Origin of the sequence: uncultured Polaribacter sp., assembly GCF_947501385.1 — a bacterium.
In the GTDB taxonomy this organism is placed as follows: Bacteria; Bacteroidota; Bacteroidia; order Flavobacteriales; family Flavobacteriaceae; genus Polaribacter.
The window spans coordinates 84,359-106,424 of record NZ_CANMVP010000002.1 but is presented as its reverse complement, the minus strand read 5'-3'; the positions used below and the strand labels follow the sequence as shown (position 1 = coordinate 106,424).

At 31.2% G+C, this 22,066-nt stretch carries 18 protein-coding genes, 1 tRNA gene and 1 pseudogene; 6 read left to right on the top strand and 14 right to left on the bottom strand.

All coding sequences use genetic code 11. From position 1 onward, the window contains the following. The first annotated feature begins 44 nt into the window (after positions 1–44). Positions 45–686 carry a protein-L-isoaspartate(D-aspartate) O-methyltransferase gene (locus tag Q0998_RS01930; RefSeq protein WP_299665870.1) on the top strand — a complete coding sequence of 214 codons (642 nt, stop codon included), beginning with the start codon at positions 45–47 and terminating at the stop codon, positions 684–686. 317 nt (positions 687–1,003) lie between these two features. Here the strand turns inward: Q0998_RS01930 and Q0998_RS01925 are convergent, their stop codons facing one another. The 3 genes from Q0998_RS01925 to Q0998_RS01915 form a co-directional block, all read right to left on the bottom strand. Further along, positions 1,004–1,426: a DUF2147 domain-containing protein gene (locus tag Q0998_RS01925; protein WP_299665465.1), complete on the bottom strand. Its 423-nt coding sequence runs from the start codon at positions 1,424–1,426 to the stop codon at positions 1,004–1,006. A 75-nt stretch (positions 1,427–1,501) separates the two neighbouring features. Next, on the bottom strand, positions 1,502–2,026 hold the full coding sequence (locus Q0998_RS01920) for an HAD family hydrolase (RefSeq protein ID WP_299665462.1): 525 nt from the start codon (positions 2,024–2,026) through the stop codon (positions 1,502–1,504). A 43-nt stretch (positions 2,027–2,069) separates the two neighbouring features. After that, complete coding sequence (locus Q0998_RS01915) at positions 2,070–2,759, bottom strand: Rossmann-like and DUF2520 domain-containing protein (RefSeq protein ID WP_299665867.1); 690 nt, start codon at positions 2,757–2,759, stop codon at positions 2,070–2,072. Between the two features lie 162 nt (positions 2,760–2,921). Here Q0998_RS01915 and Q0998_RS01910 point away from each other — a divergent pair, with 162 nt between their 5' ends. Beyond that, entirely contained in the window at positions 2,922–4,331 is a 1,410-nt protein-coding gene (locus Q0998_RS01910) for an MATE family efflux transporter (protein ID WP_299665864.1), read from the top strand. A gap of 36 nt (positions 4,332–4,367) precedes the next feature. Further along, positions 4,368–5,525 (top strand): PLP-dependent aspartate aminotransferase family protein, encoded by a 1,158-nt coding sequence (locus tag Q0998_RS01905; protein WP_299665459.1) that lies wholly within the window; start codon positions 4,368–4,370, stop codon positions 5,523–5,525. On the opposite strand, the gene Q0998_RS01900 is transcribed toward Q0998_RS01905, so the two are convergent. From Q0998_RS01900 to Q0998_RS01890, 3 genes are all read right to left on the bottom strand, one after another. After that, complete coding sequence (locus Q0998_RS01900; RefSeq protein WP_299665456.1) at positions 5,522–6,202, bottom strand: DUF2490 domain-containing protein; 681 nt, start codon at positions 6,200–6,202, stop codon at positions 5,522–5,524. The genes Q0998_RS01905 and Q0998_RS01900 overlap by 4 nt on opposite strands. 61 nt (positions 6,203–6,263) lie before the next feature. Then, positions 6,264–7,892 (bottom strand): phosphoenolpyruvate carboxykinase (ATP), encoded by a 1,629-nt coding sequence (gene pckA, locus Q0998_RS01895; protein WP_299665453.1) that lies wholly within the window; start codon positions 7,890–7,892, stop codon positions 6,264–6,266. 33 nt (positions 7,893–7,925) lie between these two features. Next, entirely contained in the window at positions 7,926–9,767 is a 1,842-nt protein-coding gene (locus tag Q0998_RS01890) for an SLC13 family permease (protein WP_299665450.1), read from the bottom strand. Between the two features lie 298 nt (positions 9,768–10,065). Between Q0998_RS01890 and bshB1 the strand changes: the two genes are divergently transcribed. Continuing rightward, positions 10,066–10,782 carry a bacillithiol biosynthesis deacetylase BshB1 gene (gene bshB1, locus Q0998_RS01885; protein WP_299665447.1) on the top strand — a complete coding sequence of 239 codons (717 nt, stop codon included), beginning with the start codon at positions 10,066–10,068 and terminating at the stop codon, positions 10,780–10,782. 53 nt (positions 10,783–10,835) lie between these two features. Next, positions 10,836–10,911 (top strand) — tRNA-His (locus tag Q0998_RS01880). 85 nt (positions 10,912–10,996) lie between these two features. Here Q0998_RS01880 and Q0998_RS01875 read toward each other — a convergent pair. From Q0998_RS01875 to lysA, 8 genes and pseudogenes are all read right to left on the bottom strand, one after another. Then, positions 10,997–11,218, bottom strand: a pseudogene (locus Q0998_RS01875) (transposase); the annotation flags it as partial. Between the two features lie 325 nt (positions 11,219–11,543). Beyond that, positions 11,544–13,916, bottom strand: a complete 2,373-nt coding sequence (locus Q0998_RS01870; protein ID WP_299665444.1) for a DNA topoisomerase 3 — start codon at positions 13,914–13,916, stop codon at positions 11,544–11,546. Positions 13,917–13,924: 8 nt separating this feature from the next. Next, a complete protein-coding gene (locus Q0998_RS01865) occupies positions 13,925–14,449 on the bottom strand; it encodes a hypothetical protein (protein WP_299665441.1) in 525 nt (174 codons plus the stop codon). Between the two features lie 44 nt (positions 14,450–14,493). Then, the gene (locus tag Q0998_RS01860; RefSeq protein WP_299665438.1) at positions 14,494–14,796 is read right to left on the bottom strand and encodes a type II toxin-antitoxin system RelE/ParE family toxin; all 303 of its coding nucleotides are present in this window, start codon (positions 14,794–14,796) and stop codon (positions 14,494–14,496) included. After that, the gene (locus tag Q0998_RS01855; RefSeq protein ID WP_299665435.1) at positions 14,796–15,215 is read right to left on the bottom strand and encodes a hypothetical protein; all 420 of its coding nucleotides are present in this window, start codon (positions 15,213–15,215) and stop codon (positions 14,796–14,798) included. Before Q0998_RS01855 ends, Q0998_RS01860 begins: the two co-directional genes overlap by 1 nt. Positions 15,216–15,262: 47 nt before the next feature. Continuing rightward, on the bottom strand, positions 15,263–17,410 hold the full coding sequence (locus tag Q0998_RS01850; protein WP_299665432.1) for a Tex family protein: 2,148 nt from the start codon (positions 17,408–17,410) through the stop codon (positions 15,263–15,265). Positions 17,411–17,926: 516 nt separating this feature from the next. After that, the gene (locus Q0998_RS01845) at positions 17,927–18,439 is read right to left on the bottom strand and encodes an N-acetyltransferase (RefSeq protein ID WP_299665429.1); all 513 of its coding nucleotides are present in this window, start codon (positions 18,437–18,439) and stop codon (positions 17,927–17,929) included. A gap of 87 nt (positions 18,440–18,526) precedes the next feature. After that, complete coding sequence (gene lysA / locus Q0998_RS01840; protein WP_299665426.1) at positions 18,527–19,774, bottom strand: diaminopimelate decarboxylase; 1,248 nt, start codon at positions 19,772–19,774, stop codon at positions 18,527–18,529. 399 nt (positions 19,775–20,173) lie between these two features. On the opposite strand from lysA, the gene Q0998_RS01835 reads away from it, so the two are divergent. Next, entirely contained in the window at positions 20,174–22,033 is a 1,860-nt protein-coding gene (locus Q0998_RS01835; protein ID WP_299665424.1) for a DNA topoisomerase IV subunit B, read from the top strand. The last annotated feature ends 33 nt before the right edge of the window (positions 22,034–22,066 follow it).

Here is a 22,066-nt window from a genome sequence, read left to right as displayed (position 1 = left end):
ATTTAGATTTATTCTTATTTTTAGACTTTAGAAAATTCTTAAAATTGAAAGATACTTCAAAACATCAAGGGCTTAGAAATCAGTTAGCTACTGTATTAATTGCAAAAGGCATTACCGATAAAAATGTGTTAGACGCGGTGCGAAAAATTCCTCGCCATCTATTTATAGACTCTAGTTTCGAGGCGCATGCATATCAAGACAAAGCGTTTCCTATTGCTGCAGAACAAACCATTTCTCAACCATACACAGTTGCATTTCAATCGCAAACTTTAGAAATAAAAGCAGGCGAAAAGGTTTTGGAGATAGGTACAGGTTCTGGGTATCAAACAGCTGTATTATTGGAATTAAAAGCCGAAGTATATTCTATAGAAAGACAAAAAGAATTGTTTAAGAAAACATCTTTATTCTTACCCAAAATTGGTTATAAACCAAAGAAATTTATTTTTGGTGATGGTTATAAAGGTTTAAAAGAACAAGCTCCTTTTGATAAAATAATTGTTACTGCGGGTGCACCTTTTGTTCCGAATCCTTTATTGGCACAATTAAAAATAGGAGGTAAGCTGTTAATTCCTGTTGGTGATAAAACACAAATCATGACATTGTTTATTCGTACATCTGCTAAAGAATTTGAAAAACATGAATTAGGAGATTTTGCTTTTGTACCAATGTTAGAGGAGAAGAATTAATGCTGATTTTGTAAATTTTAGATTTAGAACGAAGTTGAAAGTTTGTTTTTAACTCAATTAAAACTCAAAAGGATTCGTCTAGATTGTTGAAGTATAAATAAAAAGTTGGAGTATAAATAAAAAATAGAAGGCTTCGACAAGCTCAGACTGACATTGGTTAGATAAATTGGAATTGTTTATATTAGATACAATTTTGACAAAAAGTCAAAATCACTCGAAATGATATGTGTTAAAAAAATATTTTTTAATTTTGAATACTGAATACTGAATACTGAATACTGAATACTGAATACTGAATACTGAATACTGAATACTAATTACTCAGCTCTTTCCCAATACGCTGTTTTTCCAAATAAAGAAAGACCAACATAACCACGTAACTTTAATTTATTTGGTTTTACAAGTTTGATATAGCATTTATAGACTTTACCGTTTCTAGGATCTAATACAGTACCTCCAGACCATTCGTCATCATCTTTTTCTAAACCAGATAAAATATTTAAACCAAGAATTGGCTGGTCTTTATATTCACCTTTACAATCTTGACAAAGTGCATCTTTTCTATTAGGATTTAAAATTTCTACCACTTTTGCATGTGCTTTTCCATCTTTTTCGTAAACTTCTAAAACCGAATCTACTTTACCAGCATCATTTTTGGAATTCCATTTACCAAAAATTGTTTGTGAGTTTATAGAAAATGCAACGGTTATAAATAAAATAGTAGAAAGTGTTTTTTTCATTTTAAAGAAATATGAATTATTAGAAATAATGACCTGAAATTTATAAATAATTTGAGAAAGATACCGTTAAAAAAATTATAAACTGGCATCGAAATTTTCATCCCATTTTTGTTGCACGCGCATCACTTGTTCAATAACATCTCTCACACAACCTTCACCGCCTTTTTTATTAGAAATATAGTTTGATATACTTTGAATTTCTTGAACGGCATCATTAGGGCAGGCTGCTAAACCAACCAATTTCATCACAGGATAATCCGGAACGTCGTCACCCATATACAAAACATTTTCTGGTTGTAAATTGTATTTTGTCACCAATTCCTGATATTGTTTTATTTTATCATGAGCACCTAAATAAATATCTTCAATGCCCAACATAGCCAATCTACTTCTTACGGCTTCATTTGTTCCACCAGAAATGATACAAACTCGATATCCTTTATTTAAAGCGTTTTTCATCGCATAACCATCTTTAACATTCATGTGTCTTACCAATTCACCGTCTGGCATTATGGTTAACATTCCGTTTGTTAGCACTCCATCTACATCAAAAATAAAGGTGTTAATTCTAGGTAATAATTGCTTGTAACTAATTTCCATATTTTATTTAAAGTATTATTCGACTCCAATTTAAGGAGGTATTTTAATTTTTTATAGATGTTGTAATCAATTTGTAAATTTTCTGTTGCTGATCATTCAACAACTCTAAATGATTTTTTATTGTTTTCTTATCGTTTCTAATTGCAGGCCCGGTTTGTGCTTCTTCTGGGGAAAGTGTTTTTATTTTTTGAGCAGTTTCATAAATTAAAGGATGCAAAATTTCGAAAGGCACATTGTTTTCAATACAAATATCATTCCCAATTTTATATAGATGATTTGTAAAATTATTTACAAAAACAGCTGCAACATGCAATGCTTTTCTTTGTTCTGAATTTACAGGGTATATTTTTTTTCCAATTGATTTTGCTAAAATTGCTAATAATTGGTAATCTTCCTTATTTTCAGCTTCCAAACAAAAAGGAACCCTAGAAAAGTCGATTTTCTTGTTTTTAGAAAACGTTTGTAACATGTAAAAAACACCTTTACTACTCGTGTTTTTTAAATCTTCCATAGCAACACTGCCAGAAGTATGCACCACTAAAGAATTGTTGATTTTAGATGAAATTGTTGCGATTGCATCATCTGAAACGGCAATGATGGTAATAGTTGCTTTTGGAATTTCTCTAAGATTTCTCGAATTTAATTGTGTAACAGTAAGCTGGTCAGCTTTTAAAAAAGCGTTGTATAAATGTGTTGCCACATTTCCATTACCAACAATTAAAATAGAAATCATATGAGCGAAGATATTGAAATTTTTCATACTTTTTTTGTATAATTGTAGTCTTATGTTTGTATAATTCTACATTTTGTCTGTTTCGTTTTTTTAACGATACCCAAATTACATCATTGATAAATTCTTTCAATGATAAATCTAATTCATTTAATTTTTTTAGAAATGTCAGAAGACAATCAACAATCAAAACAAAGTATATTTTCACTTTTTAAAGACGCAATAGTAGGTAAACAACAAGATTTCACAAAAGGAAGCATTAAAAAAGCCATTTTTATGTTGGCAATTCCTATGATTTTAGAAATGCTGATGGAATCCATTTTTGCTTTGGTAGACATTATTTATGTATCTCAAGTAAGTGTAAATGCAGTTGCTACGGTAGGTTTAACAGAATCAGTTTTAACTTTAGTATATGCAATTGCTATTGGTTTAAGTATGGCTGCAACTGCTGTTGTTGCTAGAAGAATTGGAGAAAAAGACAGAGAAGGCGCAAATCAAGCTGCTGTCCAAGTTATTTTTTTAGGATTTTTTTTATCAGTAATAATTAGTGCTATTGGAATCATTTATTCAAAAGAAATTTTGCAATTAATGGGAGGTGAATCTTCTTTAATTGAAGAAGGTTCTGGTTATACAAAAGTACTTTTAGGCGGTAACATTACAGTGGTGTTGCTGTTTTTAATAAATGCAATTTTTAGAGGTGCAGGAAATGCTTCTATTGCAATGTGGACACTTATTTTATCAAATGGATTGAATATTATTTTAGATCCAATTTTCATTTTCGGTTTTGGGCCAGTTCCTGCTTATGGAGTAGAAGGAGCAGCAATTGCAACCACAATTGGAAGAGGAACTGCTGTTGTTTCTCAACTTTTTATTCTTTTCTATGGCGTTGGGAAAATTAAAATTCTATTTAAGGATATTGTTTTAAGAGTTGCTATAATGGTAAATTTAATAAAGGTCTCTTTAGGAGGAATTGGACAATTCCTGATAGGGACTTCTAGTTGGGTTTTTCTTATGAGAATCATGTCAGAATTTGGAAGTGAAGTTCTTGCGGGTTATACAATTGCAATAAGAATTATGATGTTTACTATGATGCCTGCATGGGGTTTAAGTAATGCTGCCGCAACTTTAGTTGGGCAAAATTTAGGAGCAAAACAGCCAGAACGCGCAGAAAGATCAGTTTGGGAAACAGGAAAATATAGTGCTTATTTTATGGGAATTGTTTCCATAATTTATATCTTTTTTGCGCCTACTTTTTTAAGCTGGTTTACAGACAATCCTGAAGTGATTAAAAACGGCGCTTTATGCTTACAAATAATTGCTGCTGGTTATATTTTCTATGGTTACGGAATGGTTGTAATTCAATCTTTTAATGGAGCAGGAGATACAAAAACTCCAACTTATATCAATTTTGTTTGTTTTTGGTTGTTTCAGTTACCATTTGCGTATTTGTTTGCACTGTATTTAGATTTTGGACCCATAGGAGTTTTTATTTCAATTACACTAGCTGAAATTTTAATAGCAGTTATTGGAATAATTCTCTTTAAAAAGGGAAAATGGAAAACAGTACAAGTCTAATTGTTTTCTTAAATTAGCATACAGAAATTTTTTAAAATGAATAATTCAAAAAAACTAGGAATAAATACAAGCTGCGTTCACGTTGGTGAAGTAAAAGACGAACAATTTAAAGGTGCAGTTTCTCCAATGTATATGTCTACATCATATGCTTTTGACGATGTAGCTATAAAAAGATATCCGCGGTATTTTAATACACCAAATCAAGAAATGTTATGTAAGAAAATAGCAGCTTTAGAACATACAGAAGATGGATTAATTTTTAGTTCTGGAATGGCAGCAATTTCCGCAGCGATGTTTGCTTTTTTAAAAACTGGAGATCATGTAATTATTCAACAAGTAATTTATGGCGGGACCTATAATTTTATTGTTTCAGAATTTGATAAATACGGAATTGAATATTCTTTTACGGAGTCTGATAAAGTAGCAGATTTTAAAGCGTTGATAAAAGATAATACCAAAATTCTATATATTGAAACCCCTTCAAATCCGTTATTAGGAATTACAGACATAGCAGCAATTTCTAGTTTAGCGAAAGCACATGGAATGCTAACAATGATTGATAATACATTTGCTTCACCCATCAATCAAAATCCTGCTGATCTTGGAATTGATATTATTTTGCACTCTGCAACGAAATATATGGGCGGTCATTCAGATATTTCTGCTGGTGCCATTGCTGCGTCTAAAAAACATATTGAACAAATTTGGAAAACAGCCATTAATTTTGGTGGAAATTTAAGCGACCAAACCGTTTGGTTGTTAGAAAGAAGTTTAAAAACATTAAACCTTCGTGTAAAGGAACAAACTAAAAATGCGCAAGAAATGGCAACATATTTAGAAGGAAATGAAAATATAGATCGCGTTTATTATCCAGGTTTAAAAAGTCATCCACAGTATGAATTGGCAAAAAAACAGATGAAAGGTTTTGGTGCCATGTTATCTTTTGAATTGAAAGAAGGTATTGATGCGATGGAATTTCAAAATGCTTTGCAATTGATAAAACCTTCTATGAGTTTGGCTGGTTTAGAGAGCACCACGGTAAGTCCTGCACAAACTACGCATGCTTTATTAAGTGAAAAACAACGTTTAGAAAGAGGAATAAAAGATGGGTTGATTCGTTTTTCTGTAGGCATTGAAGAAGCAGAAGATTTAATTGCAGATATTGAACAAGCGATTGAAAAAGTAAAGAGTTAATGCTTTACTTTTTTTCTAAAATCTGTTTTTAAAAACAAACCAACTTGTAATCTATCTAAATGAAGATCATTTATATAATGCCCTAAATAGCCAATTTCTATAGAAATATTTTTTGAAGCTTTTAATCCAAAAGCTGCATAAAATCTATTTTCTGCATAGAGATTTCCTTTAAAATTTAAGAAAGATTCATTACTTGCAGTAATGTAAAGCTTTTTATAAAGAGGAATCTTTGTTTTAAATCGATATCGAACTCTGTTTATTAATGTTTTTATGCCGATAGCATTGAGATTTCTATGTTCAACTCTTATGCGATGAGAAAATGGAATTTTAAAATAGTTCGTTGGATAAAAAATTTGTCCATAATATCTGTGTTCTATTGTATTTGGATTTACATCAGGATCAAAAGTCCTATCAATATCTAAATACATATAACTTGTAGTTGCTGTAAACTTTTTAGAAATTTTATAGTTTACACCAATGTTATAAAGTACTAAATTATAGTTTTGAAACGTTTGGTAATTTCTTTCTTCGAAACCTGTAAGAATACTCCATTTATCAGAAATTATATGGTTGCCATAATACATATACCAACTTCCGAAGTTTTTTTCTGCTTTTGTTTGTGCGTTTAAGTGAATAAAAGAAAAAAAGAAGAGGAATCCTAAAATTGTTTTTTTCATAACATTAAGAACTAAAAAAGCTAGGTTTTTAATTCTCATAAAAACCCAGCCTTAAAAGAAACTACATATGTTCTAAATGATGGTGCTGATCAATTAATGGACCACCTTCAATAATATATTCTGAAGCTTCATCAGCAAATTTCTCAAAGTTTAAATGGAAAAAATGTGCTAAATGGATTGCTTTACTTATGTAGGCACCTTTTTGCAACCAAGTGTTCATAGGATCTAATATTTCTATTGGAACACTAGGGCAATACTTTGGCATAAACAAACCAAAGATTGGGTGTTGTTCAAATGCTACATTGTCTAAACTTCCGTTTAAGATTTCTGTAATCATTGCTCTTGTATATTTTAGTTTAATTCTTGATCCAGTTCCATAAGGTCCGCCAGACCACCCAGTATTTAACAACCAAACATTTACGCCAGCTTCTGTCATTTTTTTACTTAACATTTCTGCATATTTTGTTGGGTGTAATGGCATAAAAGGTTCACCAAAACAAGCAGAAAAAGAAGGTACAGGTTCAGTAATACCAGCTTCTGTTCCTGCAACTTTTGCGGTATAACCAGATATAAAGTGATATGCAGCTTGTCCTGGAGTTAGTTTAGAAACTGGGGGTAACACACCAAAAGCATCACAAGTTAAAAAGAAAATATTTTTAGGATTTCCTGCAAAAGAAGGTTCTTGAATATTATCTATATGATATATTGGGTAACTTACTCGTGTGTTTTGTGTAATAGATGCATCCATATAATCTACGTCTCCGTCTTCTTTAAAAACCACATTTTCTAAGATAGCACCTGGTTTAATTGCTCTAAAAATCTCTGGTTCTTTTTCTTCTGTTAAATCAATAACTTTTGCATAACATCCACCTTCAAAATTAAAAATAGTGTTTTCAGCCGTCCAACCATGTTCATCATCTCCAATTAATTTTCTACTAGGATCTGCAGAAAGTGTTGTTTTTCCTGTACCTGATAATCCGAAGAAAATGGCTGTGTCTCCATCTTCACCAACATTTGCAGAGCAATGCATTGGTAAAACATTTCTTTCTACTGGTAAAATTAAATTTAATGCAGAAAAAACACCTTTTTTCATTTCTCCTGTATATGCAGAACCTCCAACTAACGCTATTTTTTTAGTAAAGTTGATGATTGAAAAGTTTCCTTGACGAATTCCATACCCTTTTGGATCATCGCAGACATAACCTGGTGCACATAAAATTAACCAATCTTCATTAAAGACTGTTAATTCTTCTTCTGTAGGTCTTAAAAACATATTGTAAATAAACAAATTAGACCAAGGATATTCTGTTATAGTTCTAATATTAGTCCTGTATGTTGGGTCTGCACAAACGTACCCGTCTCTAACATATAATTCTCTGTTTGATAAATATTCTTGAACATTGTTTTGAAGTCTATCAAAATTTGCGGGAGAAATTGGTTTGTTGGTTTTTCCCCACCAAACTTTATCTACAGTATAATCGTCTTTTACAATAAATCTATCTTGTGGAGATCTACCCGTAAATTTTCCTGTATTAATTGCTAAAGTTCTGTTCTTAGTTTCTCTTCCCATTCCTTTTTCTACAGTTATTTTCTGAAGTTCTTCAGGAGATAAGTTCCAATTTGCAGTTACGTTTTTGATACCGTAAACGCCTAAGTCTGATTTTTTTGGAATAATAGATTTTGTTTTCATAATAGTTTCATTTAAAGGTTAAATATTAATGTATTAAAATGGCCAAATAATTGGCACGAGAATTAATGTTGTTATTAAAAAGAGTACTAGAAGTGGAAAACCTACTTTAAAGTAATCTGAAAATTTATAGTTTCCAGAACTCATAACCATGGCATTTGTGGTGGTTCCTATTGGCGTTAAAAAAGCTGTTGATGCACTAATTGCAATTGTAATTAATAATGGTTCTGGAGATATTTGTAATGTATTTGCTGCTAACAGAACAATCGGCACCATTAAAACTGCTGTTGCAGAATTGTTTATAAATTGACTAAATGTTGTTGTTAGTAAAAAAATTCCTCCTACCAATAAAGTCGGATTTTCTTGTCCTAGAATATTTATAATTGAATTAGAAATTAATGCTGCGGTTCCTGTTTTTTGTATCGCAATTCCCATAGGAATCATTGCTGAAATCATTATTACACTAGTCCAACTAATACATTTATAGGCTTTAGAGAAAGGAACACAACCAGCAAATAATATAATTCCTGCAGAAATTAATGCAGCTATTGCTCCTGGAACAGTTTTTAGAACTAATAAAACAATCATTAGAACCAATGCTGCTAAAGCGATGTAAGATTTTAGGGTTAATTCATCTATATCTTTTAACATTTCTTCTGGTCTGCCAAGAACTACTACGTTTTGATGTTGGTCTTTTAACTTTTCGATGTTTTTCCAAGAGCCTCTAATAATAAAACTATCTCCTACTTTTACTGTAATAATGTCTTCTAAATAAGGTTTTCTATGTCTAGAAGTTGCTAATAATTGAATGCCGTATCTTTTAAAATATTCATGTAATTTTATTTCTCTTCCAACTAAACGGGATTTAGGTGTAATTAAAACTTCAGACATGCCAACTTCTTGATTTATTAAGTTATGTCTTAATTCATTTTCTGCAGATTTTTTGTGTAATAAACCTAACCTAAAAGAAATCATTAGTCTGTTGATATCTTCTGTATTTCCTTTTACAGTAATAATATCATGGTATTTTAGTTTTGTATTTTTTTCTGGAAATTCAATAAAAGATGGTGTTCCTTTTAATCTATTCGGATGCCTTCTTTTTAGACGTATAATATTTATTTTATAGGTGTTTTCTAAATCCCATTTGCTGATTTTGGTATTTATAAGCGGAGAAATAGATCTAATTCTTAAACGATAATAATCGTTTTCAATTTGATACGCCTCTATCCATTCGTGTAATGTAGCATCTATATTTATAGGCTTATTATTTGTTTTATTTTTCGGTAATAACTTAAAGCCTATATATCTAAAATAAAGAATTGCAATTATTAAAAGTGGTAAACCAATCAATCCAAACTCGAAGAAAGAAAAACCTTTTAAACCAGCTTCAATTAAAGCATTATTTACAATAATGTTAGGTGGCGTTCCTGTTAAAGTTAATAATCCACCAGTATTAGAACCAAATGCAACAGGAATTAATATCTTAGAAGGCATTGTACCAATACTCCAAGCAGAAGAAATTGAAGCTGGTAATAAAGTTGCTACAGTACCTGTGTTACTTACAAAACCAGACAGAACGCCAGCACCTAATGTAATAATGACTAATAATTTTGGCACACTTTTCCCTGCTAGTTCTATTAACTTTTTACCTGCTAAAGCTGTCCAACCTGTTTGCGATAGTCCTTCTCCAATTATAAATAATGAAGCAATCATTATAACTGTAGGATTGCTAAATCCGCTTAAAGTTTCACTTAAATCTAATATTCCACAAAGAAATAAACTCAACATAGAAAGCAATGCAACAACATCTGGTGAATATTTTCCCCACACAAATAATGTGATTGTAATTGTTAATATGATGAGCATTGTATAAATCATAATTTTGTTGTTCAGAATCGCATTTATTTACTTTAGAGTAAATTTATAACTAGAAAAAAATCCTTTTTATGACATAAATCATACTTCTATGAATCATATAATTATTATGATTTTATTAAAATTTATAGTACAATTTTGTGATAAAATGAATTCGAAAACGTAATAGATATAATAGCTTGATATATAATCTTTGAAAAAGAGTTATTTTTGATTTGTAAATTCTTCAATTTGATGCTTTCAATTGAAAAAAATAGTAAGAATTCCTTCAAGTTGTTATAGAAATTAAGAATAAATATATATGAAATTAGACATATTAGCCTTTGGCGCGCATCCTGATGATGTAGAATTGGGTTGTGGTGCAACAATTACTAAAGAAGTTTCTTTAGGGAAAAAAGTAGGAATTATAGATTTGACTCGTGGGGAATTAGGAACGCGTGGTTCCGCAGCGTTGCGAGAAGTTGAAGCGAACAATGCAGCGAAAATTATGGGTGTCTCGGTTCGTAAAAATTTAAGTTTTGCGGATGGATTTTTTACAAATGATAAAGAGCATCAGTTAGAAATCATTAAAATGATTCGTAAATACCAACCAGAAATCGTGTTGTGTAACGCAATTGATGATCGACATATAGATCATGGAAAAGGTAGCAAGTTGGTTTCTGACGCTTGTTTTTTAAGTGGATTGCTAAAGGTTGAAACTGAAGTAGCAGGGAAATTACAAGAAAAATGGAGACCAAAACATGTATATCATTATATACAATGGAAAAATATAAAACCTGATTTTGTAGTAGATGTTACGGGTTTTATGGGTGTTAAAATGAAAGCAGTTTTGGCATATTCTTCTCAATTTTACGACCCGAATAGCAACAAGCCAGAAACCCCAATTACAAGTAAAAATTTTATAGATAGTATTAATTATAGATCTAGAGATTTTGGAAGGTTAATTGGAGTAGAATGCGCAGAAGGTTTTACCTCAGAACGTTATGTAGCCGTAGAAAATTTAGATAAATTAATCTAATTTTTATTGTTTTAGAAAAGAAAAAATATTTATATTTGCACCCGCAATTATATGGTGGTTGTAGCTCAGTTGGTTAGAGTATCGGTTTGTGGTACCGAGGGTCGCGGGTTCGAATCCCGTCTTCCACCCAAAAAATAAAGCTTCTTAGAAATAAGGAGCTTTTTTTGTGGTTCAAATTTTATTTGAAATTTAAAAACGATCAAGTCAAAAAGGATCAAGGATCAAGTCCAAAACTTGTGGTTAATCTAAATAGAAAAAAACCTACGTTCCTGACCCCTCTAAATTGTGCTCTAAATGCTTTGATCTTTGCGTTGAAAGATTCTGCTGACGCATTTGTACTTCGGTTATCAAAGTAGTTTAAGATGTTTTGATAATGTATGGACATTGTTCTGGCGATTGTGTTGAAACTTTTAAAACCAGCTTGTCTTACTTTTTCATCCCATTTAGCACGTCATGCATACACAGTTAAAAGAAAAAGGAAAACCAGAAAGTAGTATTGGCAAATAAATTAATAAAACAAATATTTCTATTGCTACCAATAAGAGATATTATGATGAAAATCATCAAAATTTATATTTCTAAAATAGAGATTAGTTTAACAAAGAAAAAAAAAATTAACACAGATCATTCCGATTGAGGAACGAGGAGCAATCTCCTTGTCATTCCTGCGAAGGCAGGAACCCATAATTCATTCTTAGAATTTCAATTTACCAAATATAGATTCCTGTTTTAACAGGAATGATAATTGTTAGAAAAATTAACTATTTAGAAATAATATCTAAAACCAACTCTTTCGTTAAAGATTTTCCATTAGCCATTTTTTTGATGTTTTCAAACGTAAAAACAAAGTCACAACCCGTTTTATAACCTGAACAACCATACGCAGCTTTTCCTTTTAAAACAGTTCCTTTTTTACATTTCGGACAAGGTATTTTATTTGATGATTGACCTCTCGACTCCGCTCGAGGGGACATTTTAGATGTAGTTGCTTTTGGTTCTAATTTTAAATTAAAATTTTCATCAAAACGAATTAAGCCATCAACTTTTTTGGCATCTGTTTTAAAACCTTTTAAATTGGTGGTACAACCTTTATCAAGCAAACGAATTAATTGATTTTCAGAAATTTTCTTTCCGTAAATTTCAAATGGAATTTTTAAATCACAATTGTGTTTATATTCAGAGCAACCAAAAGCAGCAGAACCTTTTATCAATTGTCCTTTTTTACATTTCGGACAGGTTTTTCCAACAACTTGCTTTTTGGATTTGTCAGAGTTTTTTGTTTTTTGAGGTTTTGATGAGTTCTCGACAGAGCCTGTATTGAGCGAAGTCGAAATGCTCGAACGGACATCGTTAGAGGAAATTCGTTTAGAAGTTTTGTTTGCGCGAACTTCATAGACCAATTCATCTACCATTTTTTTCATGTTGTTGATGAAAGTTCCTGCATTGAATTCTCCTCGTTCTATTTCCTTTAAGCGCTTTTCCCAACGTCCTGTGAGTTCAGCAGATTTTAACAATTCATTATCAATTAAATTGATTAAGTCGATGCCTGTTTGTGTTGGTAAAACTAGTTTTTTCTTCCGTTCTATATATTTTCTTCGGAATAAAGTTTCTATAATACTTGCTCTAGTTGAAGGTCTTCCAATTCCGTTTTCTTTCATTAACTCACGCATTTCATCATCGTCTACCTGCTTTCCAGCAGTTTCCATGGCACGTAATAAACTTGCTTCTGTAAAATTTCTTGGTGGTTTTGTTTCCTTTTCTAAAAACGAGGGTTCGTGTGGTCCTTTTTCGCCTTTTACAAATGCAGGTAATGTTTGCTGTTCATTTAATTCCTTTTTTATCTTACTCTCTTCAGTTTCGAAAGCAACACGCCAACCTTTGGTTAGAATTTCTTTTCCTGTTGTTTTAAAAGGAACGTCGGCAGCTTTACCAATTACAGAGGTGTTAGAAACATCAGAATCTGGATAAAACACACCAATAAATCTTCTGGTGATAATATCATACACCTGTTGTTGATTGTATTGCAGATTCCCTTGAATTCCTGTTGGGATAATTGCGTGGTGATCTGTTACTTTTTTATCATCAAAAACTCGTTTCGATTTCTTTATTTTACTTCCTAAAAGAGGTTGTGTTAATGCACTGTAATTTGTCAGTTTAGATAAGATTCCAGCAATTTTAGGATATACATCATTGGGTAAAAAAGTAGTATCTACTCTTGGATAGGTAACCACTTTCATTTCATATAATTTCTGAACCATTTTTAGGGTTTCATCCGCAGAAAATCCAAATTTATTATTGCAATACACTTGTAAACCTGTTAAATCGAACAATTTTGGGGCGTATTCTTTTCCTTTCTTTTTGGTGACAGAAACAATTTCAAAATCTGATTCCTTTACTTTATTCGCTAAAACTTGTCCGTCTTCTTGTTTTAGAAAACGTCCATCTTCATAATTAAAAAGTGTATTTCTATACGTTGTTTGTAATTCCCAATACGGTTGTGGTTTAAAATTCTGAATTTCAACAAAACGATTCACCAACATAGCTAGGGTAGGAGTTTGCACTCTACCAACGGATAAAACTTGTTTGTAGCCGCCATATTTTACGGTGTATAAACGAGTTGCATTTAAACCTAACAGCCAATCTCCAATGGCGCGAGAAAATCCTGCATAATAGAGATTGTCATATTGTTCTGAAGGTTTTAAATTTTTGAATCCTTCTTTAATCGCTTCTTCAGTCAATGAAGAAATCCATAAACGTTGTACTTTTCCTTTGTAATTACATTGATTAATTACCCAACGTTGAATGAGTTCTCCTTCGGTTCCTGCATCTCCGCAATTAATGACAACATCTGCCTTATCGAATAAAGATTTTACAATATTAAATTGCTTTTTAATTCCTGCATCACCCGTAACTTTTGTATCAAAACGTTCTGGTAACATTGGTAAATTGTTCAAATCCCAACTTTTCCAATGCGGTTTGTAATCTTTCGGTTCTAAAAGGGTACACAAATGCCCAAAAGTATAGGTGACCGCATAGCCATTTCCTTCGTAGAAACCATCACGTTTTGTGTTGGCTCCCAGAATATTAGCAATTTCTCTTGCTACACTTGGTTTTTCGGCAATACAGACTTTCAAAATCTTAATTATTTAATTATTAAATATTCTACATTTTCAATTGAAAAAGCAGTAATTATACCTAAATCTAATGAATCTTCAGCTTCATAAGATATAATGCAATTAGAGTTTGCCTCCAACACTGAACATCCATCTTTAAAAGCATAAGAAACCGTAGAGCTATCATTATTTAATCTGACTGTTAAATAAGGAAGACCATTAACTAAATTATTACTTAAATTATTGAGTTGAATTTTGTATGATATCTTGCTTGTGTTATTTCCAGTATCAGTTATTATACTTAATTCTAATATTTCGTAAGAAAATTCTTTTAATTTTGGAGGGCTTGTAATTGTTCCAACTAGATCTGGGTCAGGGAAATCACAAGGCACTTCTTGTGTAATTTCTGGGTAATATATTGAACCATATTGAGTCGTAATATTATACTCATACTGAACAATAATTGTTTTTGTGCAATCATCTTTTGAATTCGAGTTACATGATAATACAAATACTAAAATAGCTGCGAAAAGAAAATATTTAATTTTTTTCATAATAATTTTTAAGAAATCGAAAGTAATAAAATATTAAGTAAGTTTTATAAATCCTTGTATAACTTATTAGGATTTTGTCTCGTGTCGAAGATTGTAATTATTTCTATTTCTTGTTGTTTTTCGGAAATTCGATAATAAAAAGTAGTTTGTTTTGTCACGACGCACTTATAAAGTCCTTTAAACTCAAAAGATTCTATGCAACTGTATGGTTGAGATTCTATTTGATGAACTTTATTGGCTAATTTCTTAAAGAAATTGTTTTTAACTTGTAAACTCCAGTTTTCTGTAAGATAAGTAGATAGTATTAATAATTTAGACTCGGCAAGTTCAGAAAGAACAGCTTTCATTAAGATACTTTGTTTAAAAAAGATTCGAATGACACTTTTTTTCCTTCATCTAATTGTTTGATTCCAAGATTTATTTCATCTTTTTGAGAAGCACTTAGTTCATTCCAAAAATCCTTTTTTTGCCAAAGAATATTTTCAAGTTTCCTGATTGTTTCTTCATCATTTAAATTAATAAAATCCTTGACAAAATCTAATTTAGAATTTCTATGCGAAGCCATGAAGGTTTTATAGTCTGAAGTTTCTTCATTGAGAATTTCTAAATCAGCTTTTTCAATTTCTACTTTTTGTGATAAACTTAATTCATCCCAAAAATCTTTTTTTTCTTTTTTCAAAAGATTTACAAATTTTTCTATTAGTTCTGGATTTTCAATATCCAAAATTTCCTTAATTAATTCTATTTTTGTTATTTGAATGTCCATTTTTTTTTCTTTTTATAAAGATAAGATTTTTTTTTTGAGTTCAAGAATTACTTCACCAAAGCCAATTGAATGCGCTTCCTCACCACATCAACCTCTAAAACTTTCACCTTAATTTGTTGATTTAAAGACACAATACTATTTACATCTTTTACAAAAGTATCTGATAAATTAGAAACATGAATTAGGCCACTTTCTTTGATTCCGATATCTACAAAACAACCAAAATTGGTAATGTTATTTACAATTCCTGGTAAGATTTGTCCAGTTCTTAAGTCGGAAATTGCCTTTATATTTTGATCAAAAGAAAATGCTTTTGCCTTTTCTCTTGGGTCAACACCTGGTTTTTCCAATTCTTTAATAATATCTTCTAAAGTTGGTAAACCAATGATTTCCGAAATATAATTTTTTAAATTTATTTTTTGAAGGATTTCTTTATTTCCAATTAAATTGGAAACTTTAACTTTTAAATCTTTTGCCATTTTATCAACCAAAGCATAACTTTCTGGATGGACTCCAGAATCATCCAACGGATTCTTAGCATTCTTAATTCGTAAAAAACCAGCCGCTTGTTCAAAGGCTTTTCCGCCCAAACGTGGTACTTTTTTAATGGCAATTCTTGAAGTAAAAGAACCATTTTTATTTCTATAATTCACAATGTTTTCTGCAATTTTTGGTCCAATTCCTGAAACATAACTCAATAAAGATTCACTTGCTGTGTTGATGTTTACCCCAACTGTGTTTACACAACTTTCAACTGTTGTATCTAAAGATTTTTTTAATTTTAATTGATCCACATCATGCTGATATTGTCCAACTCCAATTGATTTTGCATCAATCTTTACCAATTCTGCCAAGGGATCTTGCAATCTACGTCCAATCGAAACCGAACCACGAACGGTAACATCGTGATTTGGAAATTCATCTCTTGCAATTTTAGAAGCGGAATAAATAGAGGCACCAGCTTCACTCACTACAAAAACTTCGATATCATTTTTAAATTGAATTTTCTGTACTAATTGTTTGGTTTCTCTAGATGCTGTTCCGTTTCCAATGGCAATCGCTTCAATTGTATATGTATCAACTAATAAGTTAATTTTTTCTGATGCTTCTCGTGTTTGATTTTGTGGCGCATGTGGATAAATGTTTTCATTGTATAGCAAATCACCTTGTTCATTCAAACAAACCACTTTACAACCGGATCTAAATCCAGGATCAATTGCTAAAATTCTTTTTTCGCCTAGAGGAGCCCCCAATAATAGTTGCTTTAAGTTTTTTGTAAAAACTGCAATGGCAGCTTCATCTGCTTTTTCTTTTGCGATTGATAACGCTTCATTTGATAAAGAGGGATATAATAAACGTTTATAAGCATCTTGAATTGCCAATTGAATTTGCTCTGAACACTCGTTTTGAGAACGAATCATTCGGTCTTCCATTTTTTGAAGCGCTTTTTCTTTGTCAATTGCTATTTTTACGCGAATAAAACCTTCGTTTTCTGCTCTTAAAATTGCCAATAATCTGTGTGATGGAATTCTATTTAAAGATTCTTCCCAATCAAAATAATCTTTGAATTTTTGTGCTTGAGAGCCTGTACTGAGCGCAGTCGAAGTACCATCCTTTTTAGTTTTAATCACTTTTGATGAAATTTGTGCAAAACGCTCTAATTGATACCGAATATTATTTCGAATATCTGTGCGCTCATTGATCCATTCTGCAATGATAAAACGAGCACCTTCTAAAGCATTTTCAATGGTTTCAACCTCGTTGGAAGTGTATTTTGAAGCCGTATGCTCCAAATCATTTACACGTTGACTCATGATTATTTTTGCCAATGGTTCTAAACCTTGCAAACGCGCAGTTTCTGCTTTGGTTTTTCGTTTTTTCTTAAAAGGTAGATACAAATCTTCTAAAGAAATAAGATTTTTAGAGTTACTAACTTTTTGCTCTAATTCAGATGATAGAACGTTTTGTTCCTCCAAAGCCTTTAAAATGGCTTTTTTTCGCTTTTCTAACCCTTCAAAAATTTCTTTAAACTTTACAATTTCTCCAATCTGAACTTCATCTAGATTTCCAGTCATTTCCTTTCTATATCTTGAGATAAAAGGAATGGTGGCATCTTCATTTAATAATGAAAGGGTATTTTGAATAGATTTCTCTGGAATCTGTGTTTGTTGAATTATGTAGGAAAGTAATTGCATTTTTTATTTTGAATTTTTTTGAAATCAGCCACGAATTCACGAATTTCTAAATTGATAAAACTTCTCGATACAATTTTGTTTAATTCTTCAACAAAATCGAGACCATTGATATGTTTTTTAAATTTATTGATTTTTAGATACTTAATAGTTCTCTTCCGAAGTTTCGGAACGTTACCATTGACGTATTTATTTAATTTATTGATTATTAGATACTTATTAGTTCTCGACTGCGCTCGAACAGACATGCTTACAAGCATTTATCTCACGTCATTCCAATCGCTTGAAATTTTTTTTCTCGGGTCTCGAACAGACATATTTATAGACCAATTCACGTCATTTATAACCGCTTGACAATTTTTTCTTGGGTTCCGAATTAGTTAACTTATACAGAAGTGACAGTGTGTTCCTTACTGTTGGGCTAAACGACTCACGTGCTATCACATCGAGTAAAATTCTTTTTTCAAGAATTTTGTATCGAGATGTCTTTTTATTAGTGAATTTGTGGCAAAAAAAATATTAAGAAATCACTTTCTCAAAAGCCAATCTTTTAGCGCCATAATCAGTATAAATAATGCCACAATATATATAGCCTAATTTTTTTATTAGTGATTGCATTCCTAAATTATTTTCATGTGTGTCTATCTTTAAACTTTTGATGTTTTTTTCTAACAGTTGCAAATGAAATTCATGAAGCATAAAAGTTGCCAAACCAAATTTTCGAAATTCTTTTTTAATGGCCATTCTATGAACTACGCCATATTTTTCGGTTTCATCAATGATCCAATTTCCTTCAATAGTCTTGTAGGTTGGTTCTTTGTTTGTAGTAAACATAGCAGTGGCCATCACTTGATTTTCATCATTTGTAACTATATAACTTTCTCCATTTTTTAGATCGTTTTCTACTTGTTCCGCATTGGGGTATCCATTTTGCCATTGATCTATTTTTTGCGAGGCTAAGTATGTTTTTGCATCGTCAATAATTACCATGATTTTAGGAATATCTTCAAAACTAGAAAGTTGAATTTTCATTGATAAATTAGGTATAAAAAATAGCCACAAATTCACAAATTATAATTTTGTGTTTCTGTGGCTAAATTAATTTATTTTTAGAAATTTTTAAGTAGGTACTTCTTCTTTTTTTTTGCTTTTATTTTTCGGAGTAAACTCAACAATTTCTTGATTGTGTAAAATATCTTGAATCGTTTGTCTTTTTCTAATTAAATAGTCTTTTCCTTGATATACCATCACTTCTGCGGGTAAATAACGTGAATTGTAGTTAGATGCCATTGAGAAACAATACGCACCAGCGTTATAGAAACATAGCACATCTTCTTCAGAAATTTCTGCAATTCTTCTGTTAGAGCCAAAGGTATCTGTTTCACAAATATAACCAACCACAGAGTAATAACGATCTCTTCCTGTAGGATTTGAAATGTTGGTAATATGATGATAAGCATCATACATCATAGGTCTTACCAAGTGGTTAAAACCAGAATCTACGTGCGCAAAAACGGTAGAAGTTGTTTGTTTTACCACATTTACTTTTGCAAGAAAAACACCTGCTTCAGACACTAAAAATTTCCCTGGTTCAAACATTAGCGTGATTTCTTTGCCATATTCAACACAAAAATCGTTGAATCTTTTTGATAATTGCAAACCTAATTGCTCAATATCTGTAGAAATATCACCTTCTTTATAAGGTACTTTAAATCCACTTCCAAAGTCGATAAAATCGATGTTTTCAAATTGTTTTGCCACATCAAATAAGATTTCTGAAGCTCGTAAAAAGGTATCAATATCTAAAATATCAGAACCTGTGTGCATGTGAATACCGTTGATATTCATCCCTGTGTTTTCAACAACACGTTTGATATGAGGAACCTGATGAATGGAAATTCCAAATTTAGAATCGATATGACCTACAGAAATTTTAGAATTTCCGCCTGCCATAATATGCGGATTGATACGAACACAAACAGGAATTTCAGGATGTTTTTGACCGAATAATTCTAGAATAGACAAATTATCAATATTAATTTGAACACCTAACTTCGCCACTTCTTCAATTTCTATTAAAGAAACACCGTTTGGCGTAAAAATGATTTTCTTTGGGTCGATTCCTGTAGTTAATCCCAATTGCACTTCTTGAATGGAAACTGTATCTAAACCAGCACCAATATTTGTCAAAAATTTTAAAATATTAATATTTGAAAGTGCTTTTACAGCATAATTCAATTTTAAGTTTTTAACCGTGCTAAAAGCATCTGTTAACCTATTGTATTGCGATTCGATTTTATCTGTATCGTAAACATATATAGGGCTTCCGTATTTGTTTGCTATTTCTAAAAGTTGCGTTCTTTCCACAATACTATCTTTTTATTTTTCTTCAAAAGTAATAAAATTGTTTAATATACTTTGATTTGTTTAAAAATATAACAAATTGTTTTTTATTGTGGTTTTTACGCTAAAAATAATGTTTGATTTTACCACGAATGCACGAATTAAAGTTTTAAAGACACACCCATTTCACAAATAAATGCGAATTAAAAAGTTTCACAAACAAAAAATCTAAAGATTTTTATTTGTGAAATCCGTGAAATTAGTGTCTTTTTTTTATTTTTTATTCATTCGTGCATTCGCGGAAAAAATTCGTTAATTTTTCGTTGAAATCCTGTTGATAACTAATTGTCAAAGCCATTTCATTTTTCTTTGTGAAACTCTATTTTTACAAGTACTTCAAAGCTAACTGTAGTACGCCATTTTATGAGTCAAGAAACAAAATATACAGAAGATAATATCAGGTCTTTAGATTGGAAAGAGCATATTAGAATGCGTCCAGGAATGTACATTGGTAAATTGGGTGACGGATCTTCTGCGGATGACGGAATCTATATTTTAGTGAAAGAAGTTTTAGACAATTCTATTGATGAATATGTGATGGGCGCTGGAAAAACCATCGAAATTTCTATTCAAGGAACCAAAGTTACGGTGCGCGATTATGGTCGTGGAATTCCTTTAGGAAAGGTTGTAGACGTTGTTTCTAAAATGAACACTGGTGGAAAATACGATTCGAAAGCCTTTAAAAAATCGGTGGGTTTAAACGGAGTGGGTACAAAAGCTGTAAACGCACTTTCTTCTTTTTTTAGAGTGGAATCTTCCAGAGATGGAAAATCTGCATCGGCAGAATTCAGCCAAGGAAATCTAGAAAATCAAGAATTTTTAGAAGAAACCTCCAGAAGAAAAGGAACCAAAGTATCTTTTATTCCAGATGAAGAGATTTTTAAAAAATACAAATACAGAAATGAATATGTAGCAAAAATGCTGAAGTATTATGTGTACTTGAATCCGGGTTTGACCATTATTTTTAATGGAGAAAAATTCTTTTCAGAAAATGGTTTAAAAGATTTATTGGAAGATAACAACAATCAAGAAGATATGTTGTATCCCATAATTCATTTAAAAGGTGATGATATTGAAGTTGCCATTACACATAGTAAGACACAATATTCAGAAGAATACCATTCATTTGTAAACGGACAACATACCACACAAGGTGGAACGCACCAAGCGGCATTTAGAGAAGCGGTTGTAAAAACGATTCGTGAGTTTTACGGAAAGAATTTTGAAGCTTCAGATGTTCGTAAATCCATTATTTCTGCCATTGCGATTAAAGTGATGGAACCTGTATTTGAAAGTCAGACAAAAACAAAGTTAGGATCTACAGAAATGGGCGATGGTTTGCCGACGGTTAGAACCTATATCAACGATTTTGTAAAAACACAATTAGATAATTACCTACATAAGAACACGGTTGTAGCAGAAATGCTTCAAAAAAAAATAATGCAAGCTGAGAAAGAACGTAAAGAACTTTCTGGTATTCGGAAATTGGCAAGAGACAGAGCTAAAAAATCGAGTTTACACAATAAAAAATTACGTGATTGTAGAATTCATTTAGGAGATATTAAAAAAGATAATTACTTAGAATCTACTTTGTTTATCACAGAGGGAGATTCTGCTTCTGGATCGATTACAAAATCGAGAAATGTAAACACGCAAGCGGTTTTTAGTTTAAAAGGAAAGCCTTTGAATTCTTTCGGACTAAGTAAAAAAATTGTGTATGAAAATGAGGAATTTAATTTGTTACAAGCAGCTTTAAATATTGAAGACGGATTAGAAGATCTGCGTTACAATAATATTGTTATTGCAACGGATGCCGATGTGGATGGAATGCACATTCGTTTGTTATTAATTACTTTTTTCTTGCAATTTTTTCCAGAATTAATCAAAGAAGGACATTTATATATTTTAGAAACCCCATTGTTTAGAGTCAGAAATAAGAAACAAACTTTTTATTGTTATTCTGAAGAAGAAAAACGAGATGCCATTGAAAAGTTAAGAGGAAAACCAGAAATTACAAGATTTAAAGGTTTGGGTGAGATTTCGCCAAACGAATTTGTTCATTTTATTGGTGATGACATTCGTTTAGATCCTGTAATGTTAGATAAAGAAATGTCTATTGAAGCAATGTTGCAATTCTATATGGGAAAAAATACACCTGATAGACAGAAATTTATTATTGAGAATTTGAAGGTTGAGTTGGATACGATTGAGGAGGAAGTATGAAACTGACTGTTTTAAATTTAATATTGTAAATAC

What these genes read in the sequence shown, in the direction of transcription:
- Q0998_RS01835 (WP_299665424.1), top strand. Translation starts at nt 20,174, where the DNA reads ATGAGTCAAGAAACAAAATATACAGAAGATAATATCAGGTCTTTAGAT.
- Q0998_RS01855 (WP_299665435.1), bottom strand. Translation starts at nt 15,215, where the DNA reads ATGGACATTCAAATAACAAAAATAGAATTAATTAAGGAAATTTTGGAT.
- Q0998_RS01905 (WP_299665459.1), top strand. Translation starts at nt 4,368, where the DNA reads ATGAATAATTCAAAAAAACTAGGAATAAATACAAGCTGCGTTCACGTT.
- Q0998_RS01900 (WP_299665456.1), bottom strand. Translation starts at nt 6,202, where the DNA reads ATGAAAAAAACAATTTTAGGATTCCTCTTCTTTTTTTCTTTTATTCAC.
- Q0998_RS01890 (WP_299665450.1), bottom strand. Translation starts at nt 9,767, where the DNA reads ATGATTTATACAATGCTCATCATATTAACAATTACAATCACATTATTT.
- bshB1 (WP_299665447.1), top strand. Translation starts at nt 10,066, where the DNA reads ATGAAATTAGACATATTAGCCTTTGGCGCGCATCCTGATGATGTAGAA.
- pckA (WP_299665453.1), bottom strand. Translation starts at nt 7,892, where the DNA reads ATGAAAACAAAATCTATTATTCCAAAAAAATCAGACTTAGGCGTTTAC.
- Q0998_RS01925 (WP_299665465.1), bottom strand. Translation starts at nt 1,426, where the DNA reads ATGAAAAAAACACTTTCTACTATTTTATTTATAACCGTTGCATTTTCT.
- Q0998_RS01920 (WP_299665462.1), bottom strand. Translation starts at nt 2,026, where the DNA reads ATGGAAATTAGTTACAAGCAATTATTACCTAGAATTAACACCTTTATT.
- Q0998_RS01845 (WP_299665429.1), bottom strand. Translation starts at nt 18,439, where the DNA reads ATGAAAATTCAACTTTCTAGTTTTGAAGATATTCCTAAAATCATGGTA.
- Q0998_RS01865 (WP_299665441.1), bottom strand. Translation starts at nt 14,449, where the DNA reads ATGAAAAAAATTAAATATTTTCTTTTCGCAGCTATTTTAGTATTTGTA.
- Q0998_RS01915 (WP_299665867.1), bottom strand. Translation starts at nt 2,759, where the DNA reads ATGATTTCTATTTTAATTGTTGGTAATGGAAATGTGGCAACACATTTA.
- Q0998_RS01860 (WP_299665438.1), bottom strand. Translation starts at nt 14,796, where the DNA reads ATGAAAGCTGTTCTTTCTGAACTTGCCGAGTCTAAATTATTAATACTA.
- Q0998_RS01910 (WP_299665864.1), top strand. Translation starts at nt 2,922, where the DNA reads ATGTCAGAAGACAATCAACAATCAAAACAAAGTATATTTTCACTTTTT.
- Q0998_RS01850 (WP_299665432.1), bottom strand. Translation starts at nt 17,410, where the DNA reads ATGCAATTACTTTCCTACATAATTCAACAAACACAGATTCCAGAGAAA.